The sequence below is a fragment of the Xanthomonas sp. LF02-5 genome (assembly GCF_034105325.1).
Taxonomy (GTDB): Bacteria; Pseudomonadota; Gammaproteobacteria; order Xanthomonadales; family Xanthomonadaceae; genus Xanthomonas_A; species Xanthomonas_A sontii.
The window spans coordinates 65169-81054 of record NZ_JAXGGF010000005.1 but is presented as its reverse complement, the minus strand read 5'-3'; the positions used below and the strand labels follow the sequence as shown (position 1 = coordinate 81054).

Here is a 15886-nt window from a genome sequence, read left to right as displayed (position 1 = left end):
CGCAGCGCGCTCAGCTTGTAGCGACGGGTCATGCGCAGCGGCCCCCATGCGTGCCCGCGCGGAACGCGGACGACAGGCAGGGCGCCGGAACTCCGGCGAGGCATCGATCCTGGCTGCGACGACTGCATGACATGGCACATCACCCCTGGAACTGCCCTGGAAAACGCCGCAAGTGCTGCGGCGTTCGGCGCGTCTGGCATCGTCGATGCGTGGCACCGACGTGTTATCGATACCTCTGTCCCGGAAGACTGTCAATAGGTCGTGAAAAATAAATTAGCAGGATGCTGGAACGTGCGGGGATGGCGCCCGGCGGCGGCAGCGCGCCGGGCCGTTACGCTGCACCGCCGCATGCGCTGGCGCATTTCGTAGACAGGGGCCGTGGGCGGCCCCGTCGCTCACTTCGGCAGGGCCATGCGCCCGCTGATCGAGAACGCCGCGTCCTCGCCGGGTGCGCCGGTGCCCGGCTGACCGCCGCCGACGAACAGGCGGTAGTCGCCGGCCTCGACCGCGCGCTGGCCGCTGCGGTCGACGTCGCTGAGCTGGCGCGCGTCCAATGCGAAGGTCAGCGTGCGCGCCTCGCCCGGCTGCAGGTGCACGCGCTGGAAGCCGACCAGGCTGCGCAGCGGCGACTGCGCGCGCTGCGGGTATTGCAGGTACACCTGCACCACCTCGTCGCCGGCGCGTGCGCCGGTGTTGCGCACGGTGGTGCTCACCTGCAGCGGCTGGCCGGCCTGCAGCGTCGCGGTCGACAGCTGCGGCGCGTCGTAGGCGAACTGGGTGTAGCTCAGCCCGTAGCCGAACGGGAACAGCGGCTCGCCCTTGAAGTAGCGATACGTGCGGCCCTTCATGTCGTAGCTGACGTAGGGCGGCAGATCCTTGGTCGAGCGGTAGAAGGTCACCGGCAGGCGCCCGCCGGGGTTGATGTCGCCGGCCAGCGCCTGGGCGATGGCGGTGCCGCCGGACTGGCCCGGATACCAGGCGGCGATGATCGCGTCGGCATGCTGCTTGGCCCAGTTCAACGCCACCGCGCTGCCGCTCATCAGCACCACGACCAGCGGCTTGCCGCTGGCCTTGGCCCGCTCCAGCAACGCCTGCTGCGCGGCCGGCAGGGCCAGGTCATTGCGGTCGCCGCCGTCGAAGCCGGGCACGTCGATGCGCAGTTCCTCGCCTTCCACGTCCGGCGACAGGCCGACGAAGGCCACCACCGCGTCGGCCTGTGCCACCGCGCGTTCGGCCTCGGCCAGTTGCAGCGCCGGCGGCGCCAGCCACTCCAGGCGCAAGCCCTGGTCCTGGCCGCGGTGTTCCAGCTCCAGGCGGATGCGCCGCGGCCGCGCGTCGTCGAAATGCAGCACCGCCTCGACGTTGCGGCCGTCGGCGTTGTGCATGCCGGCCGGCACGTGCTTGTCCTCGGCGTTGCCGGCCACCACCAGCTGGTCGTCGATGTACAGGCGCACCGGGTCGTGGCCGGCGCAATCGAAGCAGCGCGCCACGCGTACCGCCAGGGTGTAGTCGCCCGGGCCGGGCGGCAGCAGTTCGCCGCTCCAGCGCACCGAATAGCGGTCCTTGTCCACGCCCTTGGCCGGGGCCACGTGGTCCCAGTTGAAGCCGACCACGCGGTCCTGGCGCTGCACGCGCGGCGTGCCGGCCAGGTCCAGGTTGTCGAAGTACTCGCCGCGCAGCCCGGGCTTGCCGTCGCTGCGCAGGGCGGTCTCGGGGATCATGCCGGGCACGCCGGCGGCCAGCGGCGCGCCCTGCGCATAGGCGACCTGGGCGGCGCCGAAGCGCGTGCGCAGCCCTTGCAGCGGCGTCACCGGCTGCACCGAGGTGCCCTGGTAATTGGCTTCCAGCGCGGCCAGCGCGTCGGCGTTGGGGCCGAGCACGGCCAGGCGCAGGCCCGGGCGCAGCGGCAGGGTGGCGTCGGCGTTCTTCAGCAGCACCAGCGATTGCTGCGCGGCCTGCAGCGCCAGCGCGCGGTGCGCGGCGCTGTCGATGTCCGTGGCGCCCAGCCGCGTATACGGATCGTTGCGCTGCGGCTGCAATTCGCCGAGCCGGTAGCGCGCGGCGAACAGGCGCACCAGCGAGCGGTCGAGCAGGGCTTCGTCGGCTTCGCCGCGGTCGAAGGCGATGCCGAGCTCGCGGTAGGCGTAGCCGCAGTTCAGATCGTGCCCGGCCTTGAGTGCGGCCGCGGACGAGCCGGCGTTGTCGGGGCGGTAGTAGTGGAACTGGGTCATGTCGTCGATCGCATCGCAATCGGACACCACGAAGCCCTTGAAGCCCCAATCGCCGCGCACGCGGCCGTCGAGCAGCCAGTCGGCGGCGCAGGCGGGCGTGCCGTGCAGGGAGTTGTACGCGCACATCACCGAGCCGGCCTGGCCGTCGACGATGGCGGCGCGGAACGCCGGCGAATAGGTCGCCTCGAAATCGTGCGGCGACACGTCCACGTCGAAACCGTGGCGGCCCGGTTCCGGCCCGCTGTGCACGGCCAGGTGCTTGGGCGTGGCGATGGTGCGCGGATGCGCCGGATCGTCGCCCTGCAGGCCGTGGATGAAGCCGACCGCGAGCCGTCCGGTGAGGTAGGGATCCTCGCCGTAGGTCTCCATGCCGCGGCCCCAGCGCGGGTCGCGGAAGATGTTGATGTTGGGCGACCAGATGGTCAGCCCGGCGTAGCGCGGATGGTCCTTGCCGGGGCCGCCGGCGAGATTGAACTTGGCCCGCGCCTCGGTGGAGGTGACGGTGCCGACGTCGTGCAGCAGTTCGGCGTTCCAGGTCGCGGCCAGGCCGATCGCCTGCGGGAACACCGTGGCCTCGCCGTTGCGGGCGATGCCGTGCAGGCCCTCGCTCCACCACTCGTAGGCCGGCACGCCCAGGCGCGGGATCGCCGGCGCAGCGTTCATCGCCTGCGCGATCTTCTCGGCGCGGGTCATCTTCGCCACCAGCGCGGCGGCGCGGTCCTCGGCCTCGTCGGCATGGGCGAGCGGGGCGGCAAGCAGGCCGATCGCACACAGCGCCAGGTAGAGGCGCTTTTGTGGGAGGGACTTTCGTCCCGACGCTTTACCGGTAACGCCCCGTCGGGACTGAAGTCCCTCCCACAAGGTGACGCCTGCCCGCGACATCGGCTTGCCCATCACTTCGCCTCCGCCGGTTCGGCCGGCGCGCCAGCCATGGTCCCGCCCAGATCGCGCACCTGCAGCGCCGCGCGCACCTGCTCCAGGGTGGCGCTGCTGTGCACGCGCACGGTCAGCGGTTCGCCCGGCAGCAGGTCGAAGGCGTTGTCGGACAGGGTCACGTCGAGGTCGCCGAAGCTCAGCCATACCTGCGCGGCGAGGGTGGCGCTGCTCAGGGTCAGCGCGTAGCCGTCGCCATCGGCGCGCAGCTCGCCGCGGATGTCGGCCTGCGGCCACTGCAGGCGCTTGGCCGCGTCGAAGTACACCAGGGTGCGCGACAGCACGCGCTCGCCGTCGAGCAGCTCGAACACCGCCACGCTGCGGCGCGGATCGGCGCGGCGCAGCAACTGCGCATCGCTGAAGCTGCCCACGCGCACGCTGGACAGCGGCGCCAGGGTCACCGGCTTCTCGGTCTTGCTCAGCACCTTGCCGGACAGGTCCATCACCCGCATGCGCCAGCGCGCGGCCAGCGGCGTGGTGCGGTCGGAAACCAGCGACACGGTGGTCTGGCCCTTGTCGTCGCGCAGTGCGGCGATCAGTTCCGGCGCGTAGAAGCGGCGCGCATGGTACTGCAGCGCCTTCCAGCGGCCGAAGTAGTCCAGGCTCGACCACGAGGCGCCGGGCCACACGTCGTTGAGCTGCCAGTACAGCGAGCCCATCGATTGCGGCCGCGAGGCGCGCAGGTGTTCGGCGGCCAGGGTGATGCCCTCGGCCTGCATGATCTGGCTCAGGTAGACGAAGCTGGCGAAGTCCTTGGGTTCGCCGAACGCACGGCGGATGTACAGCAGCAGGCGCTGGTTGCCGTTGCCCTTGTCGAACTTCTGGTGCGCGCGCATCACCGGCGATTCCGGCTGCAGGTCGCCGGGTTCGGCGAAGGCGCGGATGGTGCGCATCTCGGGGAACGACTGCAGGCCGTATTCGGACATGAAGCGCGGGGTCACGTTGAGGTACTCGGTGACCGGCAGCGCCGGGCCGCCCCAGACCTTCCAGTAGTGCATGTCGCCGTCGTCGGGCTGGTCGGCGGCGCCGTCGAAATCGGTGCCCGGCGAGGTGGCCCAGTACGGGGTGTCGCTGTCGTACTTCTGCACCGCCTCGCGCAGCACCGTGCCGAACAGCGTGGTCATGCCGCGGACGATGCGCTCGCGCTCTTCCGGGTCGATCGACCGCTTGAACTTGACCCGGTCGCCCCAGTTCTCCCAGCCGGTCTGCACCTCGTTGTTGCCGCACCAGATGACGATGCTGGGGTGATCGCCCAGGCGCCGCACCTGCTCCTCGGCCTCGGCGCGGGTGTTCTCGCGGAAGGCGACGTCGTAGGGTGGGATGGCGCCGCCGAACATGAAGTCCTGCCAGATCATGATCCCCAGGCGGTCGGCATCCTCGTAGAAGCTGTCCGGCTGGTAATGGCCGCCGCCCCACATGCGCAGCATGTTCATGTTGGCGTCGCGCGCGGACTGCAGGAAGCCGCGCATGCGCGCGGCGTCGACGCGGGTGGGGAAGCTGTCGAACGGAATCAGGTTGGCGCCCTTGGCGAACACCGGGATGCCGTTGACCACGAGGGCGAAGCTCTTGCCCCACTGGTCCTTCTCGCGGCGCAACTCGACGCTGCGCAGGCCGGTGACGCGCTGCACGTCCAGGCGCTCGCCCGCGGCATCGCGCAGCTGCGCCTTGAACGTGTACAGGTCCTGGCGGCCGTAGCCGGCCGGGAACCAGCGCTGCGGCTTGGCGATGCGTACCGGCACGGTCAGGGTGTTGGCACCTGGATCGACGACCGCGCGCTGCCTGAACTGGCCGACGCGCTGGCCGTCGGGGCCGAGCACATCGAGGTCCAACTGCACTTCGCCGCTGCGGCCGGCCTGCACCTGCAGTTGCGCCAGCAACTGCGCCGCATCGGCGTCAACGCGCTGCTGGGCGATGCGCAGGCCGTCCACGCGCAGGTCGTCCCAGGCCTCCAGGCGCACGCCCTGCCAGATGCCGGCGGTGACGATGCGCGGGCCCCAGTCCCAGCCGAAGTTGTAAGGCGCCTTGCGCACGTAGGTGGAGCTGTGCCGCGCCACCGGCTCGTCGCCGAACGCCGAATCGTAGGCGCCGGGCAGCGCGTACGGCTGCTTGGCCAGCCACGGCTGGATCTTCTTGATCGGCGAGGCGATGCGCACTTCCAGCACGTTGTCGCCGCGCTTGAGCAGCGGTTTGGCGTCGACCCGCCACTGCCGGAACATGTTGTCGGCGGCCAGCAGTTTCTTGCCGTTGAGGTAGACCTCGGCGAAGGTGTCCAGGCCGTCGAACACCAGTTCCAAGTGCGGGCGCGCCAGCAGGGCCGCGTCGACCTGGAACCGGGTCTGGTACTGCCAGTCGCTGAGCCCGGCCCACTGGATCTGCGCTTCGTTGTCGCGATAGAACGGATCGGGCACCACTCCGGCGGCGATCAGGTCGGTCTGCACCGTGCCCGGCACCTGCGCCGGCAGCCACTGCGCGGCCTTCGGGTGCGCCTTGGCGTTGGCATCGCCCGGCGCCAGACGCACCTGCCAGCCCTGTTGCAGCGACAGCGTCGCCGGCGCCGCCGCCTGGCCCAGCGCCGGCAATGCCAGCGCCAGCAGCAGCCCGAGGCGGGCAGGAAGGCGCGTGCGCGGCGCGGAACGGGGGCGGCGGGGCGGCAGGGTCATGCGAGGGTCTCCGTGGTCAGTGCGCGGCGGCGGGGGGCGCCTGCGCCGCGGTGTCGATCAGATGGACGGCGCCGATGGCGTAGTACGGGCCGGCGATGGGCGCGGTGGAGCGCAGGCACAGGTCGTGCACGCCGCTCTGCTTGGGCAGCCGCGCTTCCAGCGCGAACTGGTCGCCCAGGGTCTTGCCGGCCGGCAGCGGCAGCCGCGCCAGCAGCTTGCCCTTGCAGTCGCCCAGCCGCACTTCGAACTCGCCGCGCGGGCTGTGCGCCGGGTAGCGCTTGACCTTGGCCTGGTCGTGCGCCAGCCCGTAGTTGCGCGCCAGGCGCGCGGCGTCGATGCGGATGCGGTCGATGCCGTCCAGCCGCGCGTCGGCGTAGCGCCAGCAACTGGTGAACAGGTCGATGTTGAACACCGGCGTGTCCTGGTCGGCCAGGTCCGGCAGCAGCGGCACGCGCAGGCCCAGCTCGCCGCCTTCGCACGAGGCCAGGCCCTGGGTATCGCGGCTGAGCAGGTTGGCGCGGTCGAGGATGCGGCTGCGCGGGGCGGCCAGCAGACGGCCGTCGTCGGCGAAGGTGGCCGCGCGCACGGTGACCGGCAGGGTCACCGCGAACGGCGCGGTGTAGCGCGGCGAATCGGCCTTGGGCTCGCTGCCGTCGGTGGTGTAGCGGAAGCTGCCGAACTTGGCCTGGTTGCCCAGCAACACGGTGGCCTTCCCGCTGTCCAGCGCGGCGTTGTCGCCGCCCTGCACGGCGATGTCCGGGGCGAAGGCGCCGTCGCCGTAGGCGATGCCCTGCAGGCGGTAGCGGTCCAGCTGCGCCGGCATGCGCTGCAGGAAGCCGTTCCAGTCGCGTGCGGCCATCGGCGACCAACCGGCCTCGGCCACCGCGCTCAGTCGCGGGAACAGCGCATGGTCGATATGCCAGGTGGAGGGGATGTACTCGCTCCACAGCGCCGCCTGCACGCCGAGCACGTGCTTGCTCTCCTCGGCGCTGAGCGCGGCCGGCACCGGGTCGAAGCCATAGACCTTCTGCAGCGGCAGCGTGGCCAGGCGGCCGTTGGGCTCGTCGTTGCGTGCGCTCTGCAGGTTGTCCAGGTACATCCAGCCGGCCGGTGCCAGCACCACGTCGTGGCCTTGCTTGGCGGCGGCGACCGCGCCGTCCACGCCGCGCCAGGACATCACCGACGCACTGGCCGGCAGCCCGCCTTCCAGGATCTCGTCCCAGCCGATCAGGCGCCGCTGGTGCTGGGTCAGGTAGTCGGCCAGTTGCTGGTTGAACCAACCCTGCAGCGCATGCGCATCCTTGATGCCGAGCTTGCGCATCTGCGCGCGCACCGCCGGCGAGCGTTCCCACTGGTCCTTGACCGCTTCGTCGCCGCCGATGTGGATGTACGGCGAGGGGAACAGTTGCAGCACTTCATCCAGCACGCCGCGGATGAAGGTCATGCTCTTGTCGTTGGTGTTGAACAGGTAGGGATTGACGCCCCAGTCCACCGACACCTTGGGCCGCTGCCGGGTCACCCCGACCTGCTCCGGGTACGCGGCCACCGCCGCCTGCGCGTGCCCGGGCATGTCCAGCTCCGGCACGATGGTGACGTGGCGTTCGGCGGCGTAGGCCACCAGGTCGCGGATCTGGTCCTGGGTGTAGAAGCCGCCGTAGCGATCGGGCAGGCCGTGGCTGCCGGCGCCCGGCGGGGTGCGCCAGGCGCCGATCTCGGTGAGCTTGGGATAGCGCTTGATCTCGATGCGCCAGCCTTGGTCGTCGGTCAGGTGCAGGTGCAGCACGTTGAGCTTGTGCTGGGCCATCGCGTCGATCAGGCGCTTGACCGTGTCCGGGCCGTGGAAGTGCCGTGCCACGTCGAGCAGCACGCCGCGCCAGCCGAAGCGCGGCCAGTCGCGGATATGCACCTGCGGCACGTCCACCTCGCCCTTGCCGGCGTCGGGGGTCATCAACTGCCAGGCGCTGATCGCGCCGTAGAACAGGCCGCGCTCTTCGCGCGCCTGGATCAGCATGGTCCGCGGGTCCACGTCCAGCGTGTAGCCCTCGGCCTGCGCGACCTCGGTATTGGGGTTGAGCTGCAGGCGGATGCTGCCGTCGGCGGGGATGGTCTCCGCACGCACCTCCAGCGACAGGCCGCGGGTCTTGCTCAGCAATTGCGACAGTTGTTGCGCCACGCGCTGCGCGCCAGCGTCGTCGAGCGGCACCGACAGCACGGCGCCGGTGCCGATGGTCAGGGTGCCGCCGTCGCGCTCGGCCTTGGCCGGCGCCGGGATCAACGGCAGCGGCGTCTTGTCGTCGTCGTCATCGTGTTTCGGGGCCGGCGGCGGCGCTGCGGCAGGCTTGGCCGCGGGCGCCGGCGCTGGCGACGGAGTGCGGTCGCAGCCGCCGAGCAGGCTGCCACAGGCGAGCAGGGACAACCCCAGCCAGGCGTTGCGGGAGGCCGCCGCGATGCGCGCGGCGGCGGGCATCGGGCGGTGCGGCAATCGGGGGTGTGCACCCACTGCAGTCATCGGTCTACCTCAAGCGATCGAGATGCGTATCGTAGAGGCTGTGAGGTAGCCTGGGGTGAGCGCGGCGCGTTCGCTGCGCGCCGCGTGCCCCTCGTGTCGCATCTCGGTCGTGCGGCCGCTCAGCGCGCCGCGGTCGGCAGTTCGTCCCAGACCTTGGGATCTTCGGCGCCCAGCACCCAGCAACTGAAGCCTTCCAGACCGTACTGCTTGGTCAGCTCGTAGCGGGCGCGGAAGCTGCGCGCATCCGGGCGGAACACCCATTCGCGCATGTCGTCGCGGTAGAAGTAGAACCACGACTCCTGCTCCACCGGGTCCCACTGCACGGTGGCGTGTTGCTCCTCGGCCAGCGGGAACGATTCGTCGGCGTCGATGTAGTCGGCGGTGATGTTCGAGGCTTCGGTACCGTCGGGCTTGACCGGATTGCCGGTGTACCAGCGGTAGCCGTAGGTGGCGATGCCCAGCGACAGCTTGTCCTTCGGCACCTGGGTCAGCGCGTAGTCCAGGTGCTTCTTCATCCACACCATGCCGTCCACCGGGCCGGGCGCGGTCCAGCGGGTGTGCTGGTCGTAGGTCATCAGGCTGATCAGGTCGGCCGAGGCGCTCAGCGCCTTGAGGTCGTAGGCGCCGCGCCAGTACTCCCACATCCACTTGGCGAAGGCGCCGCCCTCGGCATAGCCGGGTGCGTTCGGCACCACCGCCACCGACAGCTTGAAGCCGGCCTTGTGCAGCGCCTCGGCGGTCTGCTTGACCATCAGCGAGTAGGCGTCGCGGTCGGTCCAGGCGATGCTCTCGAAATCGAACTGGAAGCCGTAGTAGCCGTGCTTGCGGCCGTGGATCAGCAGCGCCTGGATCATGCGTTGCTTGGCGTCCTCGTCGTGCAGCAGCTTGTGGAAGCCCTCGCGGCCGGCGGTCATCGACAGGATCGGCATCACCCGCAGCTTGTGCTGCTTGGCGATCTCGTACAGGTACATGTTCGGGGTGCCGTTGACCAGGCCGCTCTGGTCCACGCCGTACCAGGTCGGCACCACCACGTCGATCTTGTCGAGGTGGGCCAGGAACGAATTGGTCGATTTCTGCGTGTTCATCAGATAGAACAGCGCAGTCGGGTTCTTGGCCATGGCCGGCCCGCAGGCCAGGGCGAGGGCGAACAGCAGCCCTGCGAAACGCTTGATCATCGGGAGGGATCCGTTGGCGGAGTGGGGGAGGTCAGGTCGATGCGGAACACGTAGGCGTGGTCGCCCACCGGCTTGGCCGGCAGGCGCAGGTGCAGGCCGTCGGCGCGCTGCTCGAACGGCACCGGCTTGCCGTTGGCGAGCAGGGTGACGCCACGCACGCCATCGGCCGGCTTCAGCGAGCGGATCAGCGCCTGGCCGTCGGCCGGCCAGCTCAGCTCGATCGCGTACAGCGCGCCGTGGCCGGTGGTGAAGCGGAAATCCTCGGGCGTGTACGGCTTGGTCTTGGTGTCCTGGAAGGTGCCGCCGACCACTTCGGTCGGGCCTTCGCCGTAGCTGCGCCACGGCGTGCTGTCGTAGATCGCCTCGCCGTTGGTCTTGAGCCACTTGCCGATCGACAGCAGGATCGCGCGTTCGGTGTCCGGGATCGAGCCGTCGGCGCGCGGACCGATGTTGAGCATCAGGTTGCCGTTCTTGCTGACCACGTCCACCAGCATGTGGATGATGAAGGTCGGCGTCTTGTAGGTGTCGTTCTCGACATAGCCCCACGAGGCGTTGCTGACCGAGGTGTCGGTCTGCCAGTGCGTGGGATGGATGCCGGTGAGCTGGCCGCGCTCGATGTCCAGAGTGCCGGCGCCCTCGGGGAAGGCGCCGAGCTTGTAGTTCACCACCACGCCGCCCTTGGCCGCGCCGTGGTTGTAGTAATACGACAGCATGGTCGGCAGGGTGCCGCGGAAGGTCGGGTGCGCGATCCACCAGTCGAAATAGATCAGGTCCGGGTCGTAGCGGTCGATCAGTTCGGTGGTGCGCGCCAGCCAGTCGTCCAGCCAGGCCTGCGACACGGGGGTCCAGTCGTTGGTGACGTCCGCGTCGTCCTTGCCCGGCAGGCGGACCTGCGCCGGGCCGTACAGGCCGGCGTAGCGCGGGTCGTTGACGTCCGAGTCGAACTGGCGGCCGCCGTCGAAGAACCAGTCGTGCTCGGCGCGGTGCGAGGACAGGCCGAAATGCAGGCCCTGTGCGCGGATCGCCTTGGACAGCTCGCCGAGCACGTCGCGCTTGGGACCCATCTTGACCGCGGTCCAGTCCGACAGCTGCGAGTCGTACATCGCGAAGCCGTCGTGGTGTTCGGCCACCGGCACCACGTAGCGGGCGCCGGCATCGCGGAACAGGGTGGCCCAGGCCTGCGGATCGAACTTGGGCGCGGTGAACAGCGGGATCAGGTCCTTGTAGCCGAAGCGCGACTGCGGGCCGTAGGTTTCCCGATGGTGCAGGTAGTCCTTGCTGCCCTGCTGGTACATGTTGCGCGAATACCATTCGTTGCCGAAGGCCGGCACCGAGAACACGCCCCAGTGGATGAAGATGCCGAACTTGGCGTTGTCGTACCAGGACGGCGAGCGGTACTGCTTGAGCGAGGTCCAGTCGGGTCGGAACGGTCCGCCGCGCGCGCCATCGTTGGCTTCGCGCACCAGCCGCGCGCGTTCGGGCGCGTACTTGGCGGTGGCCTGCAGCCACTGCTGGTCGATCTGTTCCGGACTGAGGGTGGTGGCGGTGGGCGCGGTCGGCGACGGCGCATCCGCGGCGCCGGCGGGCAGGGCCGTCAGCGCGAGCATGAGGGCCAGCGCGCTGGCCAGGGTCTGGCGTGCGGCTCCGGCGTGGCGGGATCGGTCCGCACGGGGGCGGGTCTCGGTCGTCATGGAACGGCACTCCTTGTTGCAGAAGACGATGCCGGCGCCGCCGCGCCGGACACGAAAAAGCGCGCCACCGTGGAGGGACGGTGGCGCGCCGGTGCTACATCAGAACTTGAAGTTCAGCTGCGCCTGGTAGCCGCGGCCGTTCTTGTACATGCCGATCGGCGCGTACTTGACCTCGTTGTACCAGTAGTACGTCGAGTCGAGCAGGTTGGTCGCGCTGAAGCTCACGCTCATCCAGTCGTTGATCTCGTACGAGGCGGTCAGGTCCAGCTGCTTGTACTCGTCGGTGAACACCTGCGAGTTCAGGCGGCCGACCTGGGTGAAGTACTTGGAGCGGTAGCTGTAGTTCAGGCGCACCATCCACGGACCGTTTTCCCAGTAGGGGATCACGTTGTAGGTGTTCTTCGACAGGTACGGCAGGTTCAGGCCGGTGCTGGCGTCGGCGGTGGCGTAGGTGTAGTTCGCCTGCAGACCGAAGCCGTAGCCGAAGGCCTGCTGGTAGTTCAGCGAGGCGCCCTTGACCTTGGCGTCGGAGGCGTTGATCGGCGAGGTCACCGTGAACAGGCCGCTCACGCCGCTCACCGCATCGGTCAGCTGCTGCTGCGAGGTGGTGGTGACGATGTACGAGCTGATGTCGCGATAGAACAGTTCCGCCGACAGCATGCTGGACGGAGCGAAGTACCACTCGGCGGCCAGATCGTAGTTGGTCGACTCGTAGGGCTTCAGGTCCGGGTTGCCGCCGCTGGCGGTCAGGTTGCCGTTGCTGCTGTTGATGGTGAACGAGCCGGCCAGGTCGCCGTAGCGCGGACGTGCCATCACCTTGGCCACGGAGAAGCGCAGCACCTTGTCGGTATCCAGATCGTAGGCCAGGTTGAAGCTCGGCAGCGGCTTGTAGTACTGCTTGCTCACCTGGGTCTGGTTGTAGGTGGCGCCGCCATCGGCGCTCTGCCAGTACAACGACTTGTCCTTGGTGTCGACATAACGCACGCCCAGGTTGCCGCGCCACGCGCCGGACTCGAAGTTCAGCTGCGCGTACAGGTCGCTGGTGATTTCCTTGACGTCGAACGAGGAGCCGTAGTCGCGGTTGTACGGACCCTGCGGCTGCCCGCGCAGGTAGCTGATCACCGAGTTGAGGTTGGCGGTCGGCCAGTTGGTCAGGTCGCCGCTGGCGCCCAGGCCGTCGTACAGGCCGCTCGGGGTGGTGCCGGGGCTGAAGTCGGTCAGCGAAATCGCATTGGTGGTGTTGATGCGGTTGCCGCGGGCGTCGACGCCGTTGTCGTGGTTGATGTACTTGTAGCCGAGCTGCAGCTTGTTCAGCGGGCCCCAGTCCAGATCGCGGGCGGCGTCGAACTGGAAGTACTTCTCCTTGTCCGTGCTCTTGGCGTAGTAGATGCCACCTGCCTGCATCGCCGAAGCGGCGGTGGAACCGGGCGCCAGGCCGGCCGGCGAACCGACCAGACCCCAGTTGGCGGCACTGGCGTTGTCGTAGTTGACGTCGGTGTGGCTGCCGTCGTAACCGAAGTTGTAGCCACCGTCCTTCAGCAGGAACTTCATCAGGTATTCGGGGTTCTTGCCGCCGGTGGCCTCGGTGGTGCCGACCTGCGAGGTGAACACCCACTTGTCGCCGTAGAAGTCGTGGCGCAGGTTCAGGCTCTTGGTGGTGACGGTGCTTTCGCGGTAGTTGGTGTCCAGCTGCGCATACGGCTGCTTGCCGTTGCCGGCGCCATCAGTGACCGTGGCCTGGGTGATGTAGCCGTTCTGCACGGTCGCGCTGGTGATCTTGTCCTGGTCGCCGCAGCCCGGGCAGACGTAGCGCGATTCGCTGAAGTTGTTGTACTTGCCCTTGATGTAGATGCCGGTCAGGTTGAACTCGTTCTGATCGTTCGGCTTCCACTGCAGCGCGCCCTGCAGGCCGTTGCGCTCGCGGGTCTGCTGGAAGAAGGCGCTATTGATGCCCACCGGGATCTTGGCGGTCGCGACGTTACCACCGTCGCCGGAGATGCGCGCGGTCGGCGGGATGCCGGCGCCGGTGTTGTAGCCGAAGAACTCGATGCCGGCGCGCGACAGATCCTGCTTGTCGTGGGTGGCGGAGATCAACGCGCCGAAGGTCTCGTCGTCGTTCTTCCAGCTCCACAGCGCCGAGCCGCGCGGATTGCCTTCTTCCGAACGGTCGTTGTAGTTGTAGCCGATCGAGCCGCGGATGGTGTTCTTCGGCAGGTCCAGCGGCTTGCGGGTGTGCACGATCACGGTGCCGCCGATCGAGCCTTCGTCGATGCGGGCTTCCGGGGTCTTGTAGACCTCCATCAGGCCGATGATTTCCGGCGACAGCAGGGTGTAGTTGAAGGTGCGGCCGCTGGTGTCGGTCGGGTTGCCGCCCCAGTCGCCCGAGGCGATGGTCTGGCCATTGAGCAGCACGCGGTTCAGCGCCGGGTCGGTGCCGTTGATGCTGACCTTCTCGCCTTCGCCGAACTGGCGGTCCACGCTGATGCCCGGCAGGTGCGCCAGCGACTCGGCGGCATTGGTGTCCGGGAACTTGCCGATGTCCTCGGCGCTGATCGCATCGACGATGGAGTTGGCCGAGCGCTTCACCGACTGGCTCTTCTCCAGCGAGGCGCGGTAACCGGTGACGGTGATGGCATCCAGCTGCTGGACGTTCTTGGAATCCGCGGTGGCGGAAGCGGGCGCTTCCTGCGCGGCGGCGTTACCGGACAGGTACAGCGCGGCCATGATGCTGAGGGCTAAGGTAGTGGTGCGGCTATTCATTGGCTAAACCTCTGGGTGAGTACTTGGGCATGAGGTGCCAACCGATGTTCCGGCGTGCTGGCCGCTGCCCGGCCTTGTGGATGGCGCCGCGCCTGGTGGCGCTGCGCGGATCGCATCTCGATGCGCGTCGTCCGGTCGCTGACGCGGAAGTAGCCAACCGGCGGCATCGAGGGCGCCAGTCCTTCCTGTGTTCCTGCAGGTAACAACCAAGTCCAGCAATACAGCAGTGCACCTTGTCGCCTGATCCGGACGCCGCTGCGTCCGGCCCGGCTCGGGGCGTGGTTTCGTCGGTTCGGGGATGCCGGTCGCAGCGTCAGCGCGCGTCCTGCCACTTGGCGCGGGAGGAGCGGCGATGCGTCGCTGTGTCTGAATCCCCTGAACGTGGCATGTCTTGAAGTTGTAAAACTTGTGTGAGCCGAGTCTGTCGTAGCGCTGACAGCGTTGTCAACACCCGTTTCACGTGGTTTTGACGAATGCAAGCAAGGCTCGCCGCGGCATCTTTCCGGAGGCTTTCGCGGCCCTTCCGCCGCGTCTCCTAGGTGCTTGTCTACAAAAGAAAACATGCCCGCGGATGGGTGCAACGGGCCTGCGTTGGCCGCGAGGCCCTGGTGTGGCAGGCGCTGCCGGTTGGCCGGGCGTGTGGCAGGAATTTGTGCAATGCGGCGAAATTTTGCGACGGATGTTCACCCATGCAACGCGCCATGCGATCGACCACTCGAACGGCCGGGCGATCCGGCCGATGAAGTCGCAGTGGTGAAGACAAAACGACAAACGGGTGAAAATCACCTTGACAACGTTGTCAAGGTGGTCCGACACTCGATCGATCAATCTGCCGAATCGGCGTGCGCCTGCTCTGGCGCAACGGGAGAAGATGTGTCCGCAAGCAGTTCATCAGTGGCAGCGGCCGTGCCGCGCGCCGAGCCCTTCATTGCTGCCGATGTCGGCGGAACCCATGTCCGGATCGGCCTGGTCGCACGCGCTGCCGGTGCCGGCCCGGCGCCGTCCGTCGATGTGCTGGACTATCGCAAATACCGCTGCGCCGACTACCCCGGTCTGGCCGAGATCATCGGCGAGTTCCTGGGCCAGGTGCAGGGGCCGAAGCCGACCCGTGGGGTGATCGCCAGCGCCGGTTACGCGCTCGAAGATGGTCGCGTCATCACCACCAATCTGCCGTGGACGCTGTCGCCGCCGGAAATTCGCGAGCGGCTGGGCCTGAAGGCACTGCATCTGGTCAACGATTTCGAAGCGGTGGCGTATGCGGCCGCGTCGATGGACGCCAGCGAAGTGCTGCATCTGACCGGGCCGCGCAAGGCGCAGCGCGGGCCTGCGCTGGTGATCGGTCCGGGTACCGGCCTCGGCGCCGCGGTGTGGATTCCGACCCAGGGCGGCGCCATGGTGCTGGCCACCGAGGCCGGCCATGCCGCGCTGCCGATCGGCAACGATCTGGAACTGGCGCTGGCGCAGCGGCTGTTGCGCGATCGCTCCTATGTGCCGATGGAGCATTTCCTGTCCGGCCCCGGGTTGCTCAATCTCTATCGCGCGTTGTGCGAGTTGCGTGGCGCCACGCCTGCGCATGCCGCACCGAACGACATCACCGCGGCTGCGCTGGCCGGCGACGATCCGCTCGCGCACGAGGCACTGTCCGCGTTCTGCGGCCTGCTAGGCAGCGTGGTCGGCGATATGGCGCTGCTGTACGGCGTGCAGGGCGGCATCTATCTGGCCGGCGGCTTCCTGCCGCAGATCGGCGCGTTCCTGTCCGCCAGCAGCTTCGTCGAGCGCTACTTGAACAAGGGCGCGATGCGTCCTGCGCTGGAGCAGATCCCGGTGAAGCTGGTCGAGCATGGCCAGCTCGGGGTGATCGGCGCGGCGAACTGGTTCCTGCAGCAGCGCCACTGAGCGGACCGGTGCGGCGATGGCCGCGCCGATG

Annotated in this window: 7 protein-coding genes; 1 reads left to right on the top strand and 6 read right to left on the bottom strand. The window is 68.6% G+C overall.

Annotation, left to right across the window (positions count from 1 at the left end):
* Positions 1 to 395: 395 nt before the first annotated feature.
* The 6 genes from SLW52_RS14135 to SLW52_RS14110 form a co-directional block, all read right to left on the bottom strand.
* Positions 396 to 2924, bottom strand: a complete 2529-nt coding sequence (locus tag SLW52_RS14135; protein ID WP_320740629.1) for a glycoside hydrolase family 3 C-terminal domain-containing protein — start codon at positions 2922 to 2924, stop codon at positions 396 to 398.
* 200 nt (positions 2925 to 3124) lie between these two features.
* Positions 3125 to 5824: a glycoside hydrolase family 2 protein gene (locus SLW52_RS14130; RefSeq protein WP_320740630.1), complete on the bottom strand. Its 2700-nt coding sequence runs from the start codon at positions 5822 to 5824 to the stop codon at positions 3125 to 3127.
* 16 nt (positions 5825 to 5840) lie between these two features.
* Positions 5841 to 8333: a family 20 glycosylhydrolase gene (locus SLW52_RS14125; protein ID WP_320740631.1), complete on the bottom strand. Its 2493-nt coding sequence runs from the start codon at positions 8331 to 8333 to the stop codon at positions 5841 to 5843.
* Between the two features lie 119 nt (positions 8334 to 8452).
* On the bottom strand, positions 8453 to 9508 hold the full coding sequence (locus tag SLW52_RS14120; RefSeq protein WP_267119017.1) for a glycosyl hydrolase family 18 protein: 1056 nt from the start codon (positions 9506 to 9508) through the stop codon (positions 8453 to 8455).
* Positions 9505 to 11199 (bottom strand): alpha-L-fucosidase, encoded by a 1695-nt coding sequence (locus SLW52_RS14115; RefSeq protein ID WP_320740632.1) that lies wholly within the window; start codon positions 11197 to 11199, stop codon positions 9505 to 9507. The genes SLW52_RS14120 and SLW52_RS14115 overlap by 4 nt, the downstream gene beginning before the upstream one ends.
* 99 nt (positions 11200 to 11298) lie before the next feature.
* Complete coding sequence (locus SLW52_RS14110) at positions 11299 to 13959, bottom strand: TonB-dependent receptor (protein WP_152237209.1); 2661 nt, start codon at positions 13957 to 13959, stop codon at positions 11299 to 11301.
* Between the two features lie 873 nt (positions 13960 to 14832).
* Here SLW52_RS14110 and SLW52_RS14105 point away from each other — a divergent pair.
* Positions 14833 to 15855, top strand: a complete 1023-nt coding sequence (locus SLW52_RS14105; protein ID WP_320740633.1) for a glucokinase family protein — start codon at positions 14833 to 14835, stop codon at positions 15853 to 15855.
* Positions 15856 to 15886: the final 31 nt, after the last annotated feature.

Coding starts and splice junctions, on each gene's coding strand:
- SLW52_RS14135 (WP_320740629.1), bottom strand. CDS start 2,924: ATGACCCGCGCCGAGAAGATCGCGCAGGCGATGAACGCTGCGCCGGCG.
- SLW52_RS14110 (WP_152237209.1), bottom strand. CDS start 13,959: ATGAATAGCCGCACCACTACCTTAGCCCTCAGCATCATGGCCGCGCTG.
- SLW52_RS14115 (WP_320740632.1), bottom strand. CDS start 11,199: ATGACGACCGAGACCCGCCCCCGTGCGGACCGATCCCGCCACGCCGGA.
- SLW52_RS14120 (WP_267119017.1), bottom strand. CDS start 9,508: ATGATCAAGCGTTTCGCAGGGCTGCTGTTCGCCCTCGCCCTGGCCTGC.
- SLW52_RS14125 (WP_320740631.1), bottom strand. CDS start 8,333: ATGACTGCAGTGGGTGCACACCCCCGATTGCCGCACCGCCCGATGCCC.
- SLW52_RS14130 (WP_320740630.1), bottom strand. CDS start 5,824: ATGACCCTGCCGCCCCGCCGCCCCCGTTCCGCGCCGCGCACGCGCCTT.